The following is a 17,811-nucleotide window of genomic DNA, read 5'->3' on the forward strand; positions in this document are numbered from 1 at the left end:
GAAAATAAAAAAGACTGACTCGGGAGGTCAGCCTGTTTACTGGTTTATTCATTGGAACCATATGGATTAGCGCTGATATTGGCTCTCATTTCTTCCGTTAATTTATATGGTTCATTTACAGTCGAATCAATGTTGGAAGAATCTGTATTTTGCACGCTGCCATCAAAATGAAGTGGTTTTTGTTCCATTCTAATCACCTCCAAAGACTTAATTTATGTATAGTATACTCCATATTTTACTATTTATTTAGTGAAAATGGTATAAGTTTTATGAGAATTTAATAAATTCTGAAAAAAATTTAAAAATAATTCAACGGCCCGGAGAATACATTTTCAATGATACTTTAACTTCATTGAAAGAAGGTATTATTAATGAAGTACAAAATACATCGATGTAATTGCCGGAAGATATGGTCGGTCCAAAATAGGAAATCGAAATTTACCGCGAGCAGTCTTCTTCTTAATGGAACATGGACTGCAGAATTAAAGCCCGAAAGAAAAGGTAATCCTAAAGGATTTGTTACAACAAAGAATAGCCAGGATATCATTTTCAACCCTTCTGTTGAATTAGTCGGCCAATTTGTAAAGGTTGCCAAACTTATTTATGATAAGGAAAATGTTAATTTTAATATCAAATTTGGAGAATACTTATATTTTGCCGATGATGGCTCTTGCTTTATTCTTAAAAAGAACCCAAAATAACAAATTATTTTGGGTTCTTTTTTTATGCAACCTTTATCGCTTTCCCAAACGGGACCTTCGGTAAGTAACCATTTGGAACAAGCCAGTACAGCTCAAAATCGACCTGTTTGATTTCTTCATAAATAAAGCCGGTTACATCAGTAATGTAGAACAATGTTTCAATTTCTTCCTCTTTGGCCCATTCCAATACATCTGTATAAGAGGCTTTCCCGTGTGTCTGATATTTGATTGTATCTGCCTTTACTGGGGTAATGCTGCGAATTTTGAAGTCTGCTTGAACGAGAATGGTATCGGGTTTAACTGTTTCAAATAATTTCACGATGTTGTTAATAAGTTCGGAAGGTGCTTCTGTAGTAGAGGTATCAACTGCCAGGGCGATTTTTTTCTCCTGTCTTTGTTGAATCATGGATAAAACCCTCATGTGCCATTTCAACTAAACCAACTCCCTATGTAGACTTGCAACAGTTTTTAGTGTGTGTTTTCTGTCTTAAAATATGTTGGATAATCCTTCAAGTGGAAACTAAAATTTCCATTTTTAGGATGATTTTGACAATTGGATATTGAATATATAAAAGGAATCTTTAAAAATGAAGTGAGGAAATGGATTAGAGTACTCTAATTGGATTGTCTCTTGGTTTAGCCTTTATTGGTTGGGTGAAAAAGGAATTCTATTTACCCTCTTTTAAAAAAGAAGTAATCGTTTTTTGGATATTCATTTATCTTTTGAATATTTTGGGGGATTTTATTAAAAGTAAGCTTCAGCTATCCATCTCAATACCAATACATATACCAGAAACATTACAATTGTGGATAGGCGGCATTTTCTTCTTTGCCATTGCTTGTACTATTTCAATAAAGGGATTTAGAAATTTACATCATCAGAAAAACAATAAAGATTCGAAGTAGGTGAAGTAAAACGAAGGGAAGGAATCAGAAAAATTTTCTGTGATTATTGGTGTACTTTAAAAGAAAAGGGCATAAAAAAAGAACCCTATCAAATAGTGTTCAATTCTATAATAATAATGGCTCCGCAGGTAGGACTCGAACCTACGACCGATCGGTTAACAGCCGATAGCTCTACCACTGAGCTACTGCGGAATAATTTAATATTTCTTAAAATTATTCTATCATATTCTTATTGGATAAACAAGAACATTCATAAAAAATAACGGGGTGGAAGAATGAATATTAGAAAAGCTGTGTTAGCCGATGCAAAAGGAATTGCCAAGGTACATGTGGATAGTTGGAAAACAACCTATGAAAATATCATTCCGGATGAATATATAAAGCAATTGTCCTACGAAAAACGAGAGCGGTTATGGAAAGAAGGCATTCCAAATGGCGGTGTATTTGTAGCAGTAAATGAGGAAGGGGAAATCGTTGGGTTTTCATCTGGAGGAAAAGAAAGAACGGGGAAATATCCTCATTTCTCAGGTGAACTATACGCTATTTATATTTTAAAAGAGTTTCAGGGAAAAGGGCTGGGAAGGCTGTTAGTTCAGTCCGTTATGAAAGAACTGATGCTGGAAAATATGACAACCATGATGGTTTTGGTGCTGGAGGATAATAGTGCCTGTCATTTTTATGAGTTAATGGGAGGGAAAAAGATCAGTTCAATTGAAGTAGACTTTGCCGGAACAAAACTTACTGAACTTATTTATGGGTGGGATGATATTAGGAATCTTAAAGGATTTTAAAAATAGGCAGTTTGATGCGTTAAAGCGGCGGGGGACTGACCCCCGACCCTTTTAAATGATTCCCCCTCTAACAAACTATCTAGTATAAAATAATGGTAGCACATTAAGAAATTCTTAAGAATTATCGTAAATCAATGTTAAGATTTTCCGGTTACTATATAGAAAATGGTTGATAGAAAGAAGGGGGAAGCATGGAACCATATTTTGTCCTTGTTGTCGATGACGAAAAGGAGATTCGTGATGTCATTGAAATTTATTTGAAAAATGAAGGGGTTAAGGTGTTAAAAGCAAAGGATGGTATCGAAGCATTGGAGATTTTAAATGATCATCCGGTTCATCTGATCATCCTCGATATTATGATGCCCAAACTGGATGGGATTGCGGCCACCTATAAAATTCGCGAAAAGAAAAACATCCCTATTATTATTTTAAGTGCGAAAAGCGAGGATACGGATAAGATATTAGGACTCCAGGTCGGTGCGGATGACTATGTGACAAAACCGTTCAATCCAATGGAACTTATTGCTCGTGTGAAATCACAGTTAAGAAGGTACGTTAGTTTGGGTACATATGAAGGGATAAAAAAAGTCATTGATCTGAATGGGCTAATAATCGATCCTGAAGCAAAAGAAGTCACTGTCAATGGGGAGCAGGTGAAGCTTACACCTATTGAATATAAAATCGTTGAACTCCTAATGAAACATGCAGGCCGTGTGTTCTCTATTAATGAAATTTATGAACGGGTTTGGAAGGAACCATGTTACAACGCAGAAAATACGGTCGCAGTCCACATCCGAAAGATTCGCGAAAAAATAGAAATTGATCCGAAGAATCCAAGATATTTAAAGGTGGTGTGGGGAATTGGATATAAAATGGAAAAATAGATGTCGATTTGGAATTTGGGTGATCCTTTTCACTTTCGGACTAAGCGGAGTGTTGTCCCTATTTACTTCTGGAACCCGTTATATTCATCGTGACTATTTCCACACGCCGGAGTTTCAAAGCGAACTTGATCAATTTGCCGGGGATTTAAGCATGTTTGAGCTAAACAGTCTGACAGTAACGGATGCAAAGAAAGCGATAACCGTGACGAGCGACGATATCAATATCTATCGAAAACAAAATGATATCAATTTACAAATTGCCAATCTAAAAGAGCAATATGATAACTTAATTCAACAAGCGGATAGTAAGGAAGAAACCAATCTATACAAGGCTGAAAGAGACAAAAAAATAAAGGATATTACCAATAACTTCAGCAATGATGATTATATAAGAAATGAAGTCAAGCAAGAAAAAGAACAGAAAGTGGATGATTTTTTTAAGGAAAGAGAGAATTATCGTTCAGATTATCAAAAGTATAATCAGGCATTTCGTTACTATTTTAAAAACAGTACAACCGGTAAGGTCTACACAAATTTAGCAGACGGCGATACCGCTAAACTAAACCCAAATGAAATGCTCTATGTAACAAAGTATACGATCTATCCCGATAATTCTATTTATTACAGTGTCCCTGGATATGAAGACCTGATGAATTCAATCATCCCAAAAACGACTGGAACCTTTGAGGGGCAAATTGCCGTACCAAAATCCTTATCGACAGCAAATTCTATTATGATGGAATACAACGGCTACCAAAATCAGCAAATTATCCTTTTGGTTTTTGTCTTATTTAGCTTATCAGCTCTTTTATTCACATACTATATGTGGAAAAAATCCAAAGTTATTCCGGCAGAAATGGAAGATTGGAGGCCTTATTATAATAGGCTGCCAATTGACGTGAGAATAGTCTTTTTCATTTTATCCATCATTGGCTTCCTTCTCTTTTTGTTTACTACAAGCGATCAAATCGTTTATCTGAATGACAATCCACTTGTTTTCGTAAAAGAAATTATCCTTTGTTTGGCATTTGGTTCACTTTTTTGTGCTGCTACGCTTTTGCAATGGAAATATTTCAATTCCATCAAAAAAGATATAAAAAATCAATGGAAAAAAGCGCTTCTTACTAAAATTATATCGAACCTAAAAGATATATTTTCGAATCAAACGATGGGCAGGCAAATGATTATGGTTTTGGTCACATCCTATTTTTTAGGTTTAGCCTCCGTACTGATTCTCGTAAAACCAGTATTTCTTCCATTTTATATGATTTTGATTTTGGCCGTTGGGATTCCTCTTTTAGTGATCATGACTAAGAGATTGTCCTATTTAAACAAGATTGTTGAAAAAACAAACGAGCTGGCTGCTGGAAAAATGGGGCAGGACTTGCAGGTATCGGGGAAAACGGCTCTGGCAACACTTGCTGTCAATATCAATGCATTAAAGCAAGGGGTGAGGACTTCACAAAATGCACAAGCCAAAAGTGAACGCTTGAAAACAGAGCTAATTACCAATGTCAGCCATGACCTAAGGACACCACTCACGTCAATCATTACCTATACCCAGTTATTAAAAACAGATGAAGTATCAAATGAGGACCGCTCAGCCTATCTGGAAATCATTGACCGGAAGTCCAAACGCTTAAAGGTCTTGATTGATGATTTATTTGAAGTTTCCAAGATGGCGAGCGGCAATATGGAATTAACAAAGGAAAAAGTTGATCTCGGCCAGTTGTTACAACAGGCGCTGGCAGAATATGATGAGATAATCATTGGCTCTAATCTGAATTTCCGGGTTGCCAGCACCGAGAAGCCGGTTTATGCTTATGTTGATGGCCAAAAGCTATGGCGTGTTTTTGATAACTTGATTGGAAATATCTTAAAATATTCACTTGAGAATTCACGTGTTTATATAACGGTTTCGAAAATGAACGACGAGGCAATCATTACCTTTAAAAATGTCTCAAAATATGAACTTAGCGAAAATAGTGATGAGCTCTTTGAACGATTCAAGCGTGGAGATACCTCCCGTCATACGGATGGCTCGGGCCTTGGACTTGCGATTGCCAAATCAATCGTCGACCTTCATGGGGGCAGCCTTGATATTGAAACAGATGGGGATTTGTTTAAAGTAAGTATTTCTTTGCGGATAGAGGAATAATAAAATTTGCAGTAAATAAAGTGTTATATAAGTGACCTGCAAAAGCCATGAGACTAGATCCTTTTGCTTGGAGAAAGGGGCTGGTGATGTGAAGAGAAGTCAAAACTCGGCTCTTATCATTTTTTTGAGTAGTATTTTAGTTATTTTTCTTGTGGTGAATGCTTTGCGTCATATAACTGTATATATCGTTTATAGTTCAGGACTAACTCCCTTCATTATTATGGGGGTGTTACTGCTGGCGATTATTCTCCTGTTTTTTAAACGAATATAAGCCCAAAAAAGAGCAGAATTTCACGTGGAGAACGGTGAATTCTGCTCTTTCCTTATGTCTATTTATTTATTAAACTCGAAAAAGTTAAAAATGGCCGGAACCCTTTTTCTAAAGACCGGGTAGTTATGTTCGGCATTGTCCAGGATTTCAAACTGAGTATTTGGCACCTGTTTACTTACTATTTCATAAACCGATTGGCTGGTGCCTAAAAAAAGTCTGCTGATTTCCTCGTCATCACCGGCTTCACGGGTGCCGCAGTCCATGTAAATTCCTTCTAGTGATGATAGATCAGAATCTCGTAATAACTTTTCGATTTCTTCCTGGTTGCGATAAAATCCTGAGGACAAAATGGCAATTTTTTTAAAAATATGCGGGTAATGGCAGGCCGCATAGGTAGTAATTAGACCGCCCAATGAGATGCCAGCCATCGATGTGCTGGTGTCGATTGTTCGATACTTGCGGTCGATGAAAGGCTTTAGTTCGTGGACAATGAAGTCCAAATAATCTTCCCCTCTGCCTTGAAAGGAATTCGTCACCCCAAATTTCTCTTTGGCAAATTTACCATTAGGCCATGGGCAGTATTCGTTAGCCCGTTCATCTCCAGTCATATTTAAATCAATTCCGACCACAATAACCTCGAGTTCGTTTTGGTCTAAATAGTCCTCAAGTCTTAAGGAATCCCCACGGATCGAATCTTCATCACGAAACACATTTTGCCCGTCATGCATGTATAAAACGGGGTATCGCTTGTTTATTTTATTATAGGTTGTCGGCAGATAAACGCGGATCGTTTTTTCTTGCTCAAATGAAGTCATGTAGAGGGAGAATATTTCCAGCACAATGGTGTACCTGCCTTTCCAATTTTAATTCCTATTTAAATTTAACATAATTTTTATAAAATTGGAAAAGTTATTGCAGGATCCCCCTTCTAGAAAAATTTTCTTTATGGAAAATACTCTAGACGGTCAAAGGATTATGGATTGAAATATAAAGTATTCGATAGATAATGGGTTGCATTGCCCGTCCGGAAGAAAAAAGAGAATAGACGGTAAAAGGAAGGCTTCTGCATTGCCCGTCAGGAGGCAAAAAGAGCTTGACCGGTCAAAGGAAGGCTTCTGCATTGCCCGTCAGGAGGCAAAAAGAGCTTGACCGGTCAAAGGAAGGCTTCTGCATTGCCCGCCAGGAGAAAAAAAGAGCTTGACCGGTAAAAGGAAGGCTTCTGCATTGCCCGTCAGGAGAAAAAAAGAGCTTGACCGGTAAAAGGAAGGCTTCTGCATTGCCCGTCAGGAGGCAAAAAGAGCTTGAACGGTTAAAGGAAGCCTTCAGCATTGCCCGCCAAGGTGAAAAAAGAGCTTAGACGGTAAAAGGAAGGCTTCTGCATTGCCCGCCAAGAAGAAAATAGAGCCTTCGCGGTTAATGATGAACTGTTTCATTGACCAATATTTGAAAAAATATGTACTATAATTACTATATTAAGTAAAGGGGTTTAGCCTTCCACCATCTGCTTATCGAGGTGCTCAAGGACAAACGGCCATGCCTGTTCATGCCCGTCCCGGGACAGTTCATCTCGAAAACCGGCATGGGTTAAGTGGACCATTGATCCACTTTCGTGAGGTTCAAGCATTATAGTGACCACTGTCTCAGCTCCTTCAGTGCCTCCAGCCCCGGTTACCCAGGTTAATTCAATAAGTCTATTAGGCTCAAGTTTTAAAAACCTTCCATAATGGGGATGACGCTCTGCAACGCTGGCGGTTTCTGATTTAAAAACGGTTTCAAAGAAGAAGACCGTGTTTACTTCACCTTGCATGATGACAGTACCCGGTGCTGCAAACCAGCGGTCGATCTCTTTTGTCCATGCGTTGTAGATAACCTCAGGAGCAGCTTCCATTATTCGTTCAACTTTCAGAGAAAACGGTCTAGCAGTAAGGTCAGGTTGGGTAATTGGCATAACCATGTTATCAATTCCTTTCAAAAAATGTGTTTATACTATTCATTATGTCAGCATGAATCATAATTTAGAATATATTTTTTATAGAAGATTAAACTTAGGGGATTGGCTAAATCGCCATAAATTAGCCTCAAAATTATTCAAGGATCGCGATAATAGCAGTCTATTTTTTAAAAAATTAATCCATTCTGGGTTTATCTTTAGAAGGAATTACCCATGACTATAGTAAATAAATAGGTAAGATAGTAAAAAAGGAGAAGGTTGGCTTGAAAGATTATCAGATTCAAACCTATCAAGAAGCAATCGAGGTTATTAAAGAAATTGGATTTTTGCCTTTGGCAGGATTAATCCCTGGGTATCCCTCTTTGGACAGTAACACCTCTAAGGACCAATGGTACACCGGATCGGAATTTGATCCGTGGATGTGGCGGGCCAAGTTTCCGGGAGATGGCGTTGCCGCATACGGAAAATTTGTTAAGAAAAAATCAGTCTTAATCTCTAAAGAGCTTCTGCCTTTCGTAAGGGCTGTTCTTGGTTCTAATCTTTCACTGAAACAGCGTTACGATGACGGCCTGGTTTCAAGGGAGGCCCTGGAATTGTTTACAGTGATCAATGAGGAAGAAGGCATCGACACCAGAGTATTACGGGTTAAAGCCGGCATGAAGGAAAAGGAAAAGAAAAAACAATTTGATCTAGCATTGCTAGAACTGCAAAGCTCCATGGATATCGTTGTCTCCGGCACGAAAGAAAAAACAGATTTGACAGGTGAGAAAAACGGCTGGAGCAGTATGGCTTTTGAAACAATGAATTTTTGGGCAAAAAATAATGATCTGGCTCTGGAAAATATGGAAATGGATGAAGCCAAATCAGAATTGAAAAACCATTTTGAAAGCATTTGTGATCCTGAATCATTAAAAGCAATTAATAAGCTTTTTAAGCTGTAAGCTATTTGGCACCATCCTATATTTTGCATAAAAAAATCGTACCTGAATATGTACGATTTTTTTTGGTGGCAATTATTCTTCCTGCCTCACTGCTTCAAACAAGACAGCTACACCAATCCCGCCGCCGCTTCCAATGGCGGAAAGAACATAGTTTGCCCCTCTGTTCCGCTGCACTTCATAGAAAAGTCTTGTCACTAAGACCGCACCGGACGCTCCATATGGGTGGCCGATGGTTAACGCACCGCCGCTGATATTTAATTTTTGATAGGGGATCGAAAGCTCCGCTGCACAAGCGGCAATTTTCGATGCAAAGGCCTCGTTGATTTCAATTAAATCGATATCCTCCATCGTCAGCTCGTTCCTGTTTAACAAGGCCTGAATGGCAGGAACAGGGCCGATTCCCGGATAAAAAGGATGGACCCCTGTCACGTGGCTGTCGATAAAGCGAAGAACGGGCTTGAATCCAAGTCGAATGGCCTCTGATTCGTCCATAACAACAACTGCCGCTGCCCCGTCATGAATGCCGCAGCTGTTGGCCGCAGTGACAGTGCCATTTTCTTTGACGAAAATCGGCTTTGCCCGGTTCAAAAGCCTAGCCATATTGCGCTCTTTGAGCAGTTCCTCATCCTGGGAAAAATCATTTATTGGAACGATTTCTTCTGCAAAAAAGCCTTTTAGAAAAGCTTTTCTGCCTCGCTCATAGCTAAGCAGTGCATAATGATCCTGTGTCTCTTTTGAAATTCCATATTTTTGGGCGACATTTTCCGCCGCCACTCCCATGTCGGGATCACCGATTGAATCGGGAGAGAAGCGGGCTCTTTTGGGAAAAGGGGAGGTGCTCGCACTCTCCACCCCTCCGGCAATATAACAGTTGCCAGCGCCAGCTTGAACTAAATAGCATGCAAGGCGAATTGCTTCAAGACCGGCACTGCATTGGCGGTCAAGGGTAACCCCGGGTACGGAAAGCGGGAGCCCGGCTTCAAGGGAAGATAAACGGGCCACATTTCCTCCGGGGCCGGTCACATTTCCGAGCAGGACATCATCCACATTTATGCCGTCTGCCAGCTGCCGGATAACAGGAGCTGCCAATTCATGTGGCTGAAGCGCTTTAAACATTCCATTTTGTTTAGCTATTGGCGTTCGTTTTGCATGGACAATCACTGCTCGTCCCATGGCTGCTCACCTTGCTTTCAATTAGGTCTATTACTAGCGGACGAGAAATTTTTCCGCTTGTCGTATGAGGCAATTCGTTGACGAAAACCCATTTGCGCGGAATTTTAAAAGAGGCTAAATTCTCCCGGCAGAATTTCTTTAATTCCATTAGGGAGGCACTTCCTTTCACTGCTGCCGCCACTACCTGCCCCCAATAAGCATCTTGAAGACCGACAACCGCCGCTTCCTCCACATCCGGGTGCATCTCTAATACCTTTTCAATTTCTTCAGGGAAAATATTTATTCCTCCATATAAAATCATGTTCTTTTCTCTGCCCGCAATAAAAAGGTAGCCGTCCTCATCGAGATAGCCCATATCATCAACCGTGATCCAGCCCTGTTCGTCCCGGACACGATTCTGTTGATCATGAAGATAACCGATAAAGATCATTTCACTTTTAACATAAATTTTCCCTGGTTCATTTCGTTTGGCGCATGCTCCGTCCATCCGGCGAATCTGGATTTCGACATTATGACATGGCTTTCCAACCGAACCCGGTTTACGAGTCGAATCAACATCCGATAAAACCGTCACAAAGCTTAATTCACTTGCCCCGTAAAACTCATACATCGTTAAGTTCATAAAGACTTTTCGGATTTCTTGTTTGGAATTTTCTTCCCACTTTGCTCCTGAAGAGAGAATTTTCATCGGTTTTTTAATGTTGTGGTCTTCCTTTAGGAAGGCGGCAATTATCGTTGGAACCACATAGATCACTGTGATAGGATCGGATTCGATGAAAGCTAGTGCTTGTTTCGCTGAGAATTTTTCCATCAGATAGACCGTACCCCCAAGATACAAGGTGCTGATGGCCCCATAAAGAAAATGAGAATGAATCAGCGGCCCAGGTATCAGAACAGAATCGCTCTCATTAATCTGAAAGTCAACACAAGTGCAATCGAAGCTTGCGACCCAAGAATTTTGCGAACGGACAAACGCCTTTGGCTCACCTGTTGAACCCGAGGTAAAGCCCATATAAAACGGCAGCGCACCATACGAAAGATTTGCTTTGCGAGTGCCTGGTGCTTGGCTGATTTCCTCCACGCAATCCTCCCAAACCTTCACGGCTGCGGGGAGATTTTTTAAAAAAGGTAGCTTGTCTTTCATTGTGATGACAAGAGAAGTCCCGGATAGGGTGATCCGCTTCTGTAACTCAGTTTCCGTCCATCTCGCATCGAAGGGAACGGCAATCCATCCAGCAGCCGCAGCTCCCGTGAAGAGTTGAAGAAAAGGAATGCCGTTTGGCAGCAGAATCCCAAGTGTTTTCGTTGAAAGGTTACGAGACTCCAGCCAATTAGCGGTTTTAGTTACTAATTCCAGCCACATATGATAGCTTATTTTTTCATTTTGTGTTTGAATGGCGATTTTGTCAGGGTATTTTATTGCTATATTTGAGTATGTATCCGTAATGCCGGCCATGAATTTTTTCCTTTCCGTGTAGATTGATTGTAGATAAATCCTCATTTTTGTAGATAAGTTCAGAATGTTTGTAGATAAAATCTTATTTTTGTAGATAACCTCTGAAAATTTGTAGATATTTTATAAAGGCTCTTTTATTTTAACAAAATGCAATGAAAAAGAGACACTTTTACAGTGTCTCTGCATTTTTATGAAGATTCCGCTTTATAGCAGGTGATTTCAAGAGTCTATAGACGAGATAAGAAGCAATAACTGCCTTTAAGACATCACCCGGAATATAAACTAGACTGATTTGAATCGTTTTTAACAGCGGAAGATGCATGATAAAAGCCTGCACCGGGATGCCGATTAAATAGACTAGGAAAATCCCGACGGTAAGGTTAATCAGCAATATGCTCCAGAATCGCAATTTGCTAAATCGAGAGACGAGGAAGCCGACACAAAAAGCCGTAATCGGCCAGGCGATCAAATAGCCGGCACTCGGTCCGATAAATACACCAAATCCACCGCGGCCACCGGATAATAGCGGTGCCCCTGCAGCAACGAGCAGCAAGAAAATCGTCATGCTCCATGCCCCGAGTCTTGCACCCAGCACACCCCCGGCGAGAAGAACACCTAATGTCTGAAGGGTAATTGATACAGGAGTAAACGAAAGCATAATCGGCGGCACGATGCCTAAAACCCCCATAAACGCAGCAAACAAGGCAACATATGTAATATCTAAGATTTTCATAATCCAACCCCTAAAAATAGATTCGTAATTTTCTATTTTTATTTTATAAGTGGGAGGGATTTGTGTCAACTTATTTTGGTATTTAGTTAACATAAAGCGGATTCGCCGATAAATGGTTTCGATTCGCTGATAAAATGCTTAAATTCGCCGATAAAATCCATTCTGATGTAATTGAAATGGAATAGATCCATTGTAATTTCGAGGCTTGACCTTTCAAGGCAAAAAAAAAAGAGATTGGCAACGGGGCCAATCTAAATTATGGGAAGTTTTTGGATTTAAAGGTTCCAAAACCTTACTTACTCAATTAAGTTACTCTTATAATAAGAAAAACTTGTGTAGAAATGAGGGGGAAGTTATGTGGAAGTTGTGAAGATTAAAAATCTCCGGAGGGCAGCACCTCCGAAGATTTACATATGCCCCACTCGAAACGGATGAAACTCGGTATTTGTTATTCCCGATTTTGTTAGTGGGTCATTTTCAAACATGGCCCGTGCTTCCTCTTCTGTTTCGGCCCTGTAGATGATCATCCCAAAAGCCCCATCCAAGCAAGCCCCTGAAATCACCAATTTCCCTTCTATATGCAATCTCTCCACATAAGCAAAATGCTGGGCAAAGATTGCTTTTTCTTCATCAGTCAAATTCTGCACGAAGTTTTCTCTCTTCGGTCTCGCCAGTCCGATAAATTGCAGCATGGCTAACACTCCTTTTGCCTAATCTAGACCACGTCCCTACTATAACAAAAACCAAAACAAACTGAAAAATCTTTTTACCATATAAAAACCTTTTTGCGACTTATTAGTCTAATATTTAGTACAGAGGGATGCAGGGGGTTGTTATCTTGAGTGAGAATGATCAATTAGTTCAAAACGCAGCACGTGGCGATGATCAAGCTTTTTTGAAACTAATTCATTTATATAAAATAGACCTTTATAAAACGGCTCTTGCTTTTTTACGTAATGAAGAGGAAGTGCTTGAGGCGATTCAGGAGGTCACGTACAGGGCCTATAGACATATTCGTTCTATCCGGGAAGCAGCTTATTTTAAAACATGGCTGATGCGCATCATGATTAATTATTGTAATGACCAGTTGAAAAAGAAGAAGCGGGTGGTTTTGGGGGATGAAATGCTGAACAACCAAGGCACCTTAGAAAACCATAACGAAATGGAGCTAAGGGATGCCATGCTCGGGCTGGACGACCGCTCACGTGAGATTTTAACTTTAAAATACTTTAATGATATGAAAATTAAGGACATTGCAAACACGATGAAATGTCCCGAGGGTACGGTAAAAACGTGGCTTAACAAAGCGTTGAAGGCACTTCGGGAAAAGCTTGAAGAGAAGGGCGGGGATCTCCATGTTTAAAAAGGAAGAAGAAAAACTGACTGACTATAAAAATGTGTACGATAACGTTGAAATTCCATTACAGTTAGTGGATGAAGCCATATTCGCAGGGTTTCATAGAGCGAAGCAGGAGGAAGTTCGGAAGCCGCGTCGAAAAAAATGGCTGTTTAGCGGGCTTGCTGCCGCAATCATCCTGATTGGATTTTTTACATCGATCCGTCTTTCTCCTGCTTTTGCTGATTATATAACGGTAATTCCGGGAATGGAAAAAATCGTGGACCTTATCCGAAATGACAAAGGAAAGCTGCTTGCGATTGAAAATGATTACTATCAGAAAATTGGTGTGTCACAAGAGAAACACGGCTTGAAGGTTACCATTGATGGAGCGATTGAAGATGAAAATGGGCTAGTTTTGTTTTACAGCCTGCATTCTTCTAAGAATCAAGAGGAACTCACAATTGAAAAGGCTGAATTAAAGAACCGCGATGGTGAGAAGCTGCCTCCGGGTTCTAGTGATTATGATGCCCTACATTCTTCGGAGAAGGGGCAAACGAACTATAGTGGTACCTATGAATATTTTTTCGAGAGCCCATTAAAGACAAAGGATTTTAAATTCAACTTACAAGTAAAAGGAGAGGGCGTAAATGAAAGCTACACCCTTCCGTTTAGTCTTAAAAAAGAAGTCCAGGCAAAGAAAACCTATACAATAAACAAGACGGTAACAATAAAGGGGCAAAAAATAACGGTCCTGGATGCAACTGTTTATCCATTAAGGGTGGCAATCCATGTAAAAATGAATCCAGCTAACACAAAAAAGCTTCTCGACTTTGAAGATTTACGGCTTATTGATGAGAATGGAGAAACTTGGAATAAAATTACGAATGGAATCACGGCAAACAATATTTCAGACGATGAAAAAATCATCTACTTACAAAGTAATTATTTCCGTGAGCCAAAAGAATTATATTTAGTTCTAAATAAAGTGCAGGCTATTGATAAAGAGGATGCCTATGTGGTGGTGGACCCTGAAAAACTACAAATCCTGAAGCAGCCGAAAGGAAATTATTTGAGTAGCTTTAAGGTTGAGGGAAATGATCTTATTTTTAAGCTGCGGACGAATGGAAACTATCATTCCTTCCCTTTTCTGCGTATCAAAGTTGGGAATGGTAAAGAAATTGATTCACTATCAATGTCATTATCAGGTGGTGAGGATAATGAGGAACAGGTATTGGGCGTAACCATTCCCCACTTAAAACAACAAAAAGGTCCCATTTCTCTAGAAATTTCCTCATTTCCAACCTGGATCAAAGGAGACGTGAAAGTAAAAATAAAATAAGAAAAGGTGCCTGTCACTCCATTGCGGTAACACGTTAAACCGCTGAGTGACAGGCACTTTTTTTTCTAAATGCTGTTGTTTGTGAAACGGCTGCAATATAATAGAAGTAAGGATGTTCACAAATTTGTTGAAAAATAGATTATTGTTATCGTTAATTAAGTGCAAATTTACTTTTGGAGGGGAAAGAATTGATTCGAGCAGCTGTGGCAGGGGTAGTGGGGTTTATTCTCTTGTTTATCGAATCCATGATTGTGATGAAATTGAAGGGCTATCAAACGATTGAATTTGGTGAATTAACGCCATTTATCAATGTTTGGGCCATGAATTTCTTTTTCGTTTTTGCGATTTTGACCCAGATTACAAATTGGTACCAAAATAAAGTCGGTATCGAAAAAAGCAATGAAGATAATAGCTTTTAAAATTAAGCGCCTCCATTTTGCGAAATGGAAGGCGCTTTTGTTGTCTTTATCTATCCTAAATACTTTAGCCGGCTTTATAAATTTTATAACGATTTATTGGGTTTATTAACATATTAATTAAAAGGGATTTTTTTCAAAAAAAGATTGATAAAACTAATATAATTAGTTAAAATAAAACTAATGATATTAGTTAAAGGGGAGATGAACGATATGAGATTGATCAAAAATGGCTTTTTGTATCAAGTGACGTTCATGGCAAATGTTTTTCCGGTGAATTGCTATTTGGTGGAAGAAGGGGAGGAATTAACGTTAGTCGATGCGGCAATGGCCTTTAATGCAAAGGGAATCCTTAATGCGGTGGACAGAATTAAAAAGCCGATTACCAAAATCGTTTTGACGCATGCACATGAGGACCATGTAGGAGCGCTTGATTCCATAAAAGCAGAGTTTCCGGATGTTCCGGTCTATATTTCCAAGCGGGACCACCGGTTAATGAACGGTGACCGTTCCCTCGATTCACATGAAGATCAAACGCCGATAAAAGGCGGAGTTCCGAAAAAGCTAAAAACTCGGGCAACCATTTTATTGAAGGAGGGGGATCTGGTCGGCTCATTGACGGCGATCGAGTCACCAGGGCATACCCCAGGATCGATGTCATTTTTTGATAAGCGAACAAACGCCTTGATCGCAGGCGATGCGTTGCAAACAAGAGGAGGAATGGCAGTCGCGGGGGATGTGAAGCCCTTGTTCCCCTTTCCAGCCTTTGGAACATGGAGTAAGAAAACGGCATTGGAGAGTGCGAAGAAGTTGATTGGTTTCGAACCGATGCTCCTTGCAGTCGGCCACGGAAATATGATAGAAAATCCTGTAAAGGAAATGGAACAAGCTATTCTTAATTTAGAGAGGAAAGTTTTTTAAAATGTCACCCAGACCTAAAGTTGGACTTGAATTAACTACGATTCTTGAAGTGGCGGGAAAAATGGCTGATCAATACGGGATGCAGGAGGTCACGTTGGCGAATCTGGCAAAAGAACTAAAAATTCGCCCGCCATCTCTTTATAACCATTTTGATGGCTTGCCCGGATTAAAGAAGGAATTAGCGATTTACGGACTGCATTTGCTTTATGAAAAATTGGCACATGCTGCTATTGGAGTTTCGGGTGAGGAAGCTTTAATTGCGGTTAGTCAAGCCTATATAAATTTTGCGAGAATCCATCCGGGGATCTATGAGGCTGCATTACTTGCACCGGGTCCAGGGGATCAGGAGGTTCAGCAAGCTGGAGCAAAAATCGTTGATCTGTCTGTCAGCCTTCTGCAATTTTATCATTTGGAGGGAGACCTTGCCTTGCACGCAGTAAGAGGTTTACGGAGTATCTTGCACGGCTTTTCCTCTTTAGAGCAAAGAGGCGGATTCAAGCTGTCATTGGATTTGGATGAGAGCTTGGTCGTTACCATTAGAGCATTTTTGAAAGGAATAGTGGTGTAAAAGAGAGGCTATGGCCTCTCTTTTTCTTGACTGGGGACTTGAAAATAGATATATTAGTTCCGTGGTGAACAGTTCATAATTAAACTGTTTTGAAAAGAAGGGGGAATTTTTTAAAATGGATTATCAAGATGAGAAAGTGAAAAAAGCCATTGAAGTATTACAATCCCTTTGGACACTTACGAGGACAACGACAAAGTTTACCCAGCAAAATGCAGAAAGCCTGGGGCTGACCATGCAGCAAATGTCCATTATGAATCTATTATATTCCACACCGGGTTTAACCTTAAAAGAGGTTACCCAAAAGCTTGGGTTGCCTAAAAGTTCTGTTAGTGTAGCCGTTGATGGGCTGGTTCAATCAGGGAATGTGATTCGGCATACTTCTAGTGAAGACAGGAGAGAAATAAATCTAATGTTAACTCCAGAAGGGAAAGAAATATCTCAAAAATCTATGGAAAATGCCTATTCTTATCGTGCAATGGTTTTGGCTTTAGAGGCAATGAACGAAACAGATGTGGACCAGCTGCTTTCTTTACAGCAACAATTATTATCCAACTTGCAAAAGGTAGAGCTGTAAGGAATAAAAAACCAAAGGCTTGCGATCCGAATCCTGCTATAATGAGAGTATCTTTAGATAAATAGGTGATCATTTTGCGAAAAACGGAAAAATTAGGGTTACTATTAGATGTTGAAACGACTGGATTAAGTCCTACTACGGATGAAGTAATTGAACTCGCTTTAAAACTATTTTCCTATCGCACCGATACTGGTGAGATACTGGAGGTCCTTGAGGAAGATTCCTTTTTAAGGGAGCCGCTATCCAATTCAGCAAAGAACAATTATAACCGTGCATATCAAGTTCATGGAATTCCCTACGAGTCGGTACAAGGGAAAAGCTTCTATGATGTGAAAATTAAAACCTATTTTCACCGGGCTGATTCGGTATTCGCCCATAATGCTTCCTTTGATCGCAGTTTTCTTTATCACATGTACCCGGAAGTAAATGATTTGAAATGGTATTGTACGATGCGAAATGTCCCATGGAAAGATTATGGATTTCCAAACGGAAAACTCCTCACCCTTTTGCAAATGCACAACATTACCAATTACCAAACACATAGGGCACTTGACGATATTACATATTTGATGGAGCTGCTTAAGAAAACAAGTCCCAAAGGAAATCTTTATCTTCGAGAAGTAATTGAAAAAAGCCCGATGAGAAAATACCAGCCGGCGTCTGCTAAGACGAAAATGGGCTAAAAGAAA

Annotated in this window: 20 protein-coding genes and 1 tRNA gene; 12 read left to right on the plus strand and 9 right to left on the minus strand. The window is 39.8% G+C overall.

Going from position 1 to position 17,811, the window contains the following annotated elements:
- Nucleotides 1-44 precede the first annotated feature (44 nt).
- The gene (locus tag ACZ5XR_RS01470; protein WP_464499947.1) at nucleotides 45-188 is read right to left on the minus strand and encodes a hypothetical protein; all 144 of its coding nucleotides are present in this window, start codon (nucleotides 186-188) and stop codon (nucleotides 45-47) included.
- 183 nt (nucleotides 189-371) lie between these two features.
- Here ACZ5XR_RS01470 and ACZ5XR_RS01475 point away from each other — a divergent pair, with 183 nt between their 5' ends.
- On the plus strand, nucleotides 372-701 hold the full coding sequence (locus ACZ5XR_RS01475) for a hypothetical protein (protein ID WP_464499948.1): 330 nt from the start codon (nucleotides 372-374) through the stop codon (nucleotides 699-701).
- Between the two features lie 22 nt (nucleotides 702-723).
- Here the strand turns inward: ACZ5XR_RS01475 and ACZ5XR_RS01480 are convergent, their stop codons facing one another.
- Together ACZ5XR_RS01480 and ACZ5XR_RS01485 are read right to left on the minus strand one after the other, a co-directional pair.
- Nucleotides 724-1,107 (minus strand): VWA-like domain-containing protein, encoded by a 384-nt coding sequence (locus tag ACZ5XR_RS01480; RefSeq protein WP_464499949.1) that lies wholly within the window; start codon nucleotides 1,105-1,107, stop codon nucleotides 724-726.
- 617 nt (nucleotides 1,108-1,724) lie between these two features.
- A tRNA-Asn gene (locus ACZ5XR_RS01485) sits at nucleotides 1,725-1,799 on the minus strand.
- 83 nt (nucleotides 1,800-1,882) lie between these two features.
- Between ACZ5XR_RS01485 and ACZ5XR_RS01490 the strand changes: the two genes are divergently transcribed.
- From ACZ5XR_RS01490 to ACZ5XR_RS01500, 3 genes are all read left to right on the plus strand, one after another.
- Nucleotides 1,883-2,398 (plus strand): N-acetyltransferase family protein, encoded by a 516-nt coding sequence (locus ACZ5XR_RS01490; RefSeq protein ID WP_464499950.1) that lies wholly within the window; start codon nucleotides 1,883-1,885, stop codon nucleotides 2,396-2,398.
- A gap of 191 nt (nucleotides 2,399-2,589) precedes the next feature.
- Nucleotides 2,590-3,282 carry a response regulator transcription factor gene (locus tag ACZ5XR_RS01495; protein ID WP_464499951.1) on the plus strand — a complete coding sequence of 231 codons (693 nt, stop codon included), beginning with the start codon at nucleotides 2,590-2,592 and terminating at the stop codon, nucleotides 3,280-3,282.
- Entirely contained in the window at nucleotides 3,260-5,440 is a 2,181-nt protein-coding gene (locus ACZ5XR_RS01500; RefSeq protein ID WP_464499952.1) for a sensor histidine kinase, read from the plus strand. The genes ACZ5XR_RS01495 and ACZ5XR_RS01500 overlap by 23 nt, the downstream gene beginning before the upstream one ends.
- 333 nt (nucleotides 5,441-5,773) lie before the next feature.
- Here the strand turns inward: ACZ5XR_RS01500 and ACZ5XR_RS01505 are convergent, their stop codons facing one another.
- Together ACZ5XR_RS01505 and ACZ5XR_RS01510 are read right to left on the minus strand one after the other, a co-directional pair.
- Nucleotides 5,774-6,550: an alpha/beta hydrolase gene (locus tag ACZ5XR_RS01505; protein WP_464499953.1), complete on the minus strand. Its 777-nt coding sequence runs from the start codon at nucleotides 6,548-6,550 to the stop codon at nucleotides 5,774-5,776.
- Nucleotides 6,551-7,197: 647 nt separating this feature from the next.
- Nucleotides 7,198-7,665, minus strand: a complete 468-nt coding sequence (locus tag ACZ5XR_RS01510) for an SRPBCC family protein (RefSeq protein ID WP_464499954.1) — start codon at nucleotides 7,663-7,665, stop codon at nucleotides 7,198-7,200.
- 260 nt (nucleotides 7,666-7,925) lie between these two features.
- Between ACZ5XR_RS01510 and ACZ5XR_RS01515 the strand changes: the two genes are divergently transcribed.
- Nucleotides 7,926-8,603: an AlkZ-related protein gene (locus ACZ5XR_RS01515; RefSeq protein ID WP_464499955.1), complete on the plus strand. Its 678-nt coding sequence runs from the start codon at nucleotides 7,926-7,928 to the stop codon at nucleotides 8,601-8,603.
- 72 nt (nucleotides 8,604-8,675) lie between these two features.
- Here ACZ5XR_RS01515 and ACZ5XR_RS01520 read toward each other — a convergent pair whose 3' ends face one another.
- From ACZ5XR_RS01520 to ACZ5XR_RS01535, 4 genes are all read right to left on the minus strand, one after another.
- Complete coding sequence (locus tag ACZ5XR_RS01520; protein WP_464499956.1) at nucleotides 8,676-9,776, minus strand: acetyl-CoA C-acyltransferase; 1,101 nt, start codon at nucleotides 9,774-9,776, stop codon at nucleotides 8,676-8,678.
- Entirely contained in the window at nucleotides 9,730-11,232 is a 1,503-nt protein-coding gene (locus ACZ5XR_RS01525; protein WP_464499957.1) for an AMP-binding protein, read from the minus strand. Before ACZ5XR_RS01525 ends, ACZ5XR_RS01520 begins: the two co-directional genes overlap by 47 nt.
- Before the next feature lie 169 nt (nucleotides 11,233-11,401).
- The gene (locus ACZ5XR_RS01530; RefSeq protein WP_464499958.1) at nucleotides 11,402-11,965 is read right to left on the minus strand and encodes a biotin transporter BioY; all 564 of its coding nucleotides are present in this window, start codon (nucleotides 11,963-11,965) and stop codon (nucleotides 11,402-11,404) included.
- Between the two features lie 407 nt (nucleotides 11,966-12,372).
- A complete protein-coding gene (locus tag ACZ5XR_RS01535; RefSeq protein WP_464499959.1) occupies nucleotides 12,373-12,657 on the minus strand; it encodes a YciI family protein in 285 nt (94 codons plus the stop codon).
- A 146-nt stretch (nucleotides 12,658-12,803) separates the two neighbouring features.
- On the opposite strand from ACZ5XR_RS01535, the gene ACZ5XR_RS01540 reads away from it, so the two are divergent.
- The 7 genes from ACZ5XR_RS01540 (at nucleotide 12,804) to ACZ5XR_RS01570 (ending at nucleotide 17,805) form a co-directional block, all read left to right on the plus strand.
- The gene (locus ACZ5XR_RS01540) at nucleotides 12,804-13,328 is read left to right on the plus strand and encodes a sigma-70 family RNA polymerase sigma factor (protein ID WP_464499960.1); all 525 of its coding nucleotides are present in this window, start codon (nucleotides 12,804-12,806) and stop codon (nucleotides 13,326-13,328) included.
- On the plus strand, nucleotides 13,321-14,643 hold the full coding sequence (locus ACZ5XR_RS01545) for a DUF4179 domain-containing protein (protein ID WP_464499961.1): 1,323 nt from the start codon (nucleotides 13,321-13,323) through the stop codon (nucleotides 14,641-14,643). The genes ACZ5XR_RS01540 and ACZ5XR_RS01545 overlap by 8 nt, the downstream gene beginning before the upstream one ends.
- A 188-nt stretch (nucleotides 14,644-14,831) precedes the next feature.
- Nucleotides 14,832-15,062, plus strand: coding sequence for a hypothetical protein (locus tag ACZ5XR_RS01550; RefSeq protein WP_464499962.1), 231 nt, complete (start codon nucleotides 14,832-14,834; stop codon nucleotides 15,060-15,062).
- A gap of 210 nt (nucleotides 15,063-15,272) precedes the next feature.
- Complete coding sequence (locus tag ACZ5XR_RS01555; RefSeq protein WP_464499963.1) at nucleotides 15,273-15,980, plus strand: MBL fold metallo-hydrolase; 708 nt, start codon at nucleotides 15,273-15,275, stop codon at nucleotides 15,978-15,980.
- 1 nt (nucleotide 15,981) lies between these two features.
- The gene (locus tag ACZ5XR_RS01560) at nucleotides 15,982-16,548 is read left to right on the plus strand and encodes a TetR/AcrR family transcriptional regulator (protein ID WP_464499964.1); all 567 of its coding nucleotides are present in this window, start codon (nucleotides 15,982-15,984) and stop codon (nucleotides 16,546-16,548) included.
- A 115-nt stretch (nucleotides 16,549-16,663) separates the two neighbouring features.
- Nucleotides 16,664-17,122 (plus strand): MarR family winged helix-turn-helix transcriptional regulator, encoded by a 459-nt coding sequence (locus ACZ5XR_RS01565; RefSeq protein WP_464499965.1) that lies wholly within the window; start codon nucleotides 16,664-16,666, stop codon nucleotides 17,120-17,122.
- A 65-nt stretch (nucleotides 17,123-17,187) separates the two neighbouring features.
- Complete coding sequence (locus tag ACZ5XR_RS01570) at nucleotides 17,188-17,805, plus strand: exonuclease domain-containing protein (protein WP_464499966.1); 618 nt, start codon at nucleotides 17,188-17,190, stop codon at nucleotides 17,803-17,805.
- The last annotated feature ends 6 nt before the right edge of the window (nucleotides 17,806-17,811 follow it).

It is taken from the genome of Neobacillus sp. Fa239 (assembly GCF_055395235.1).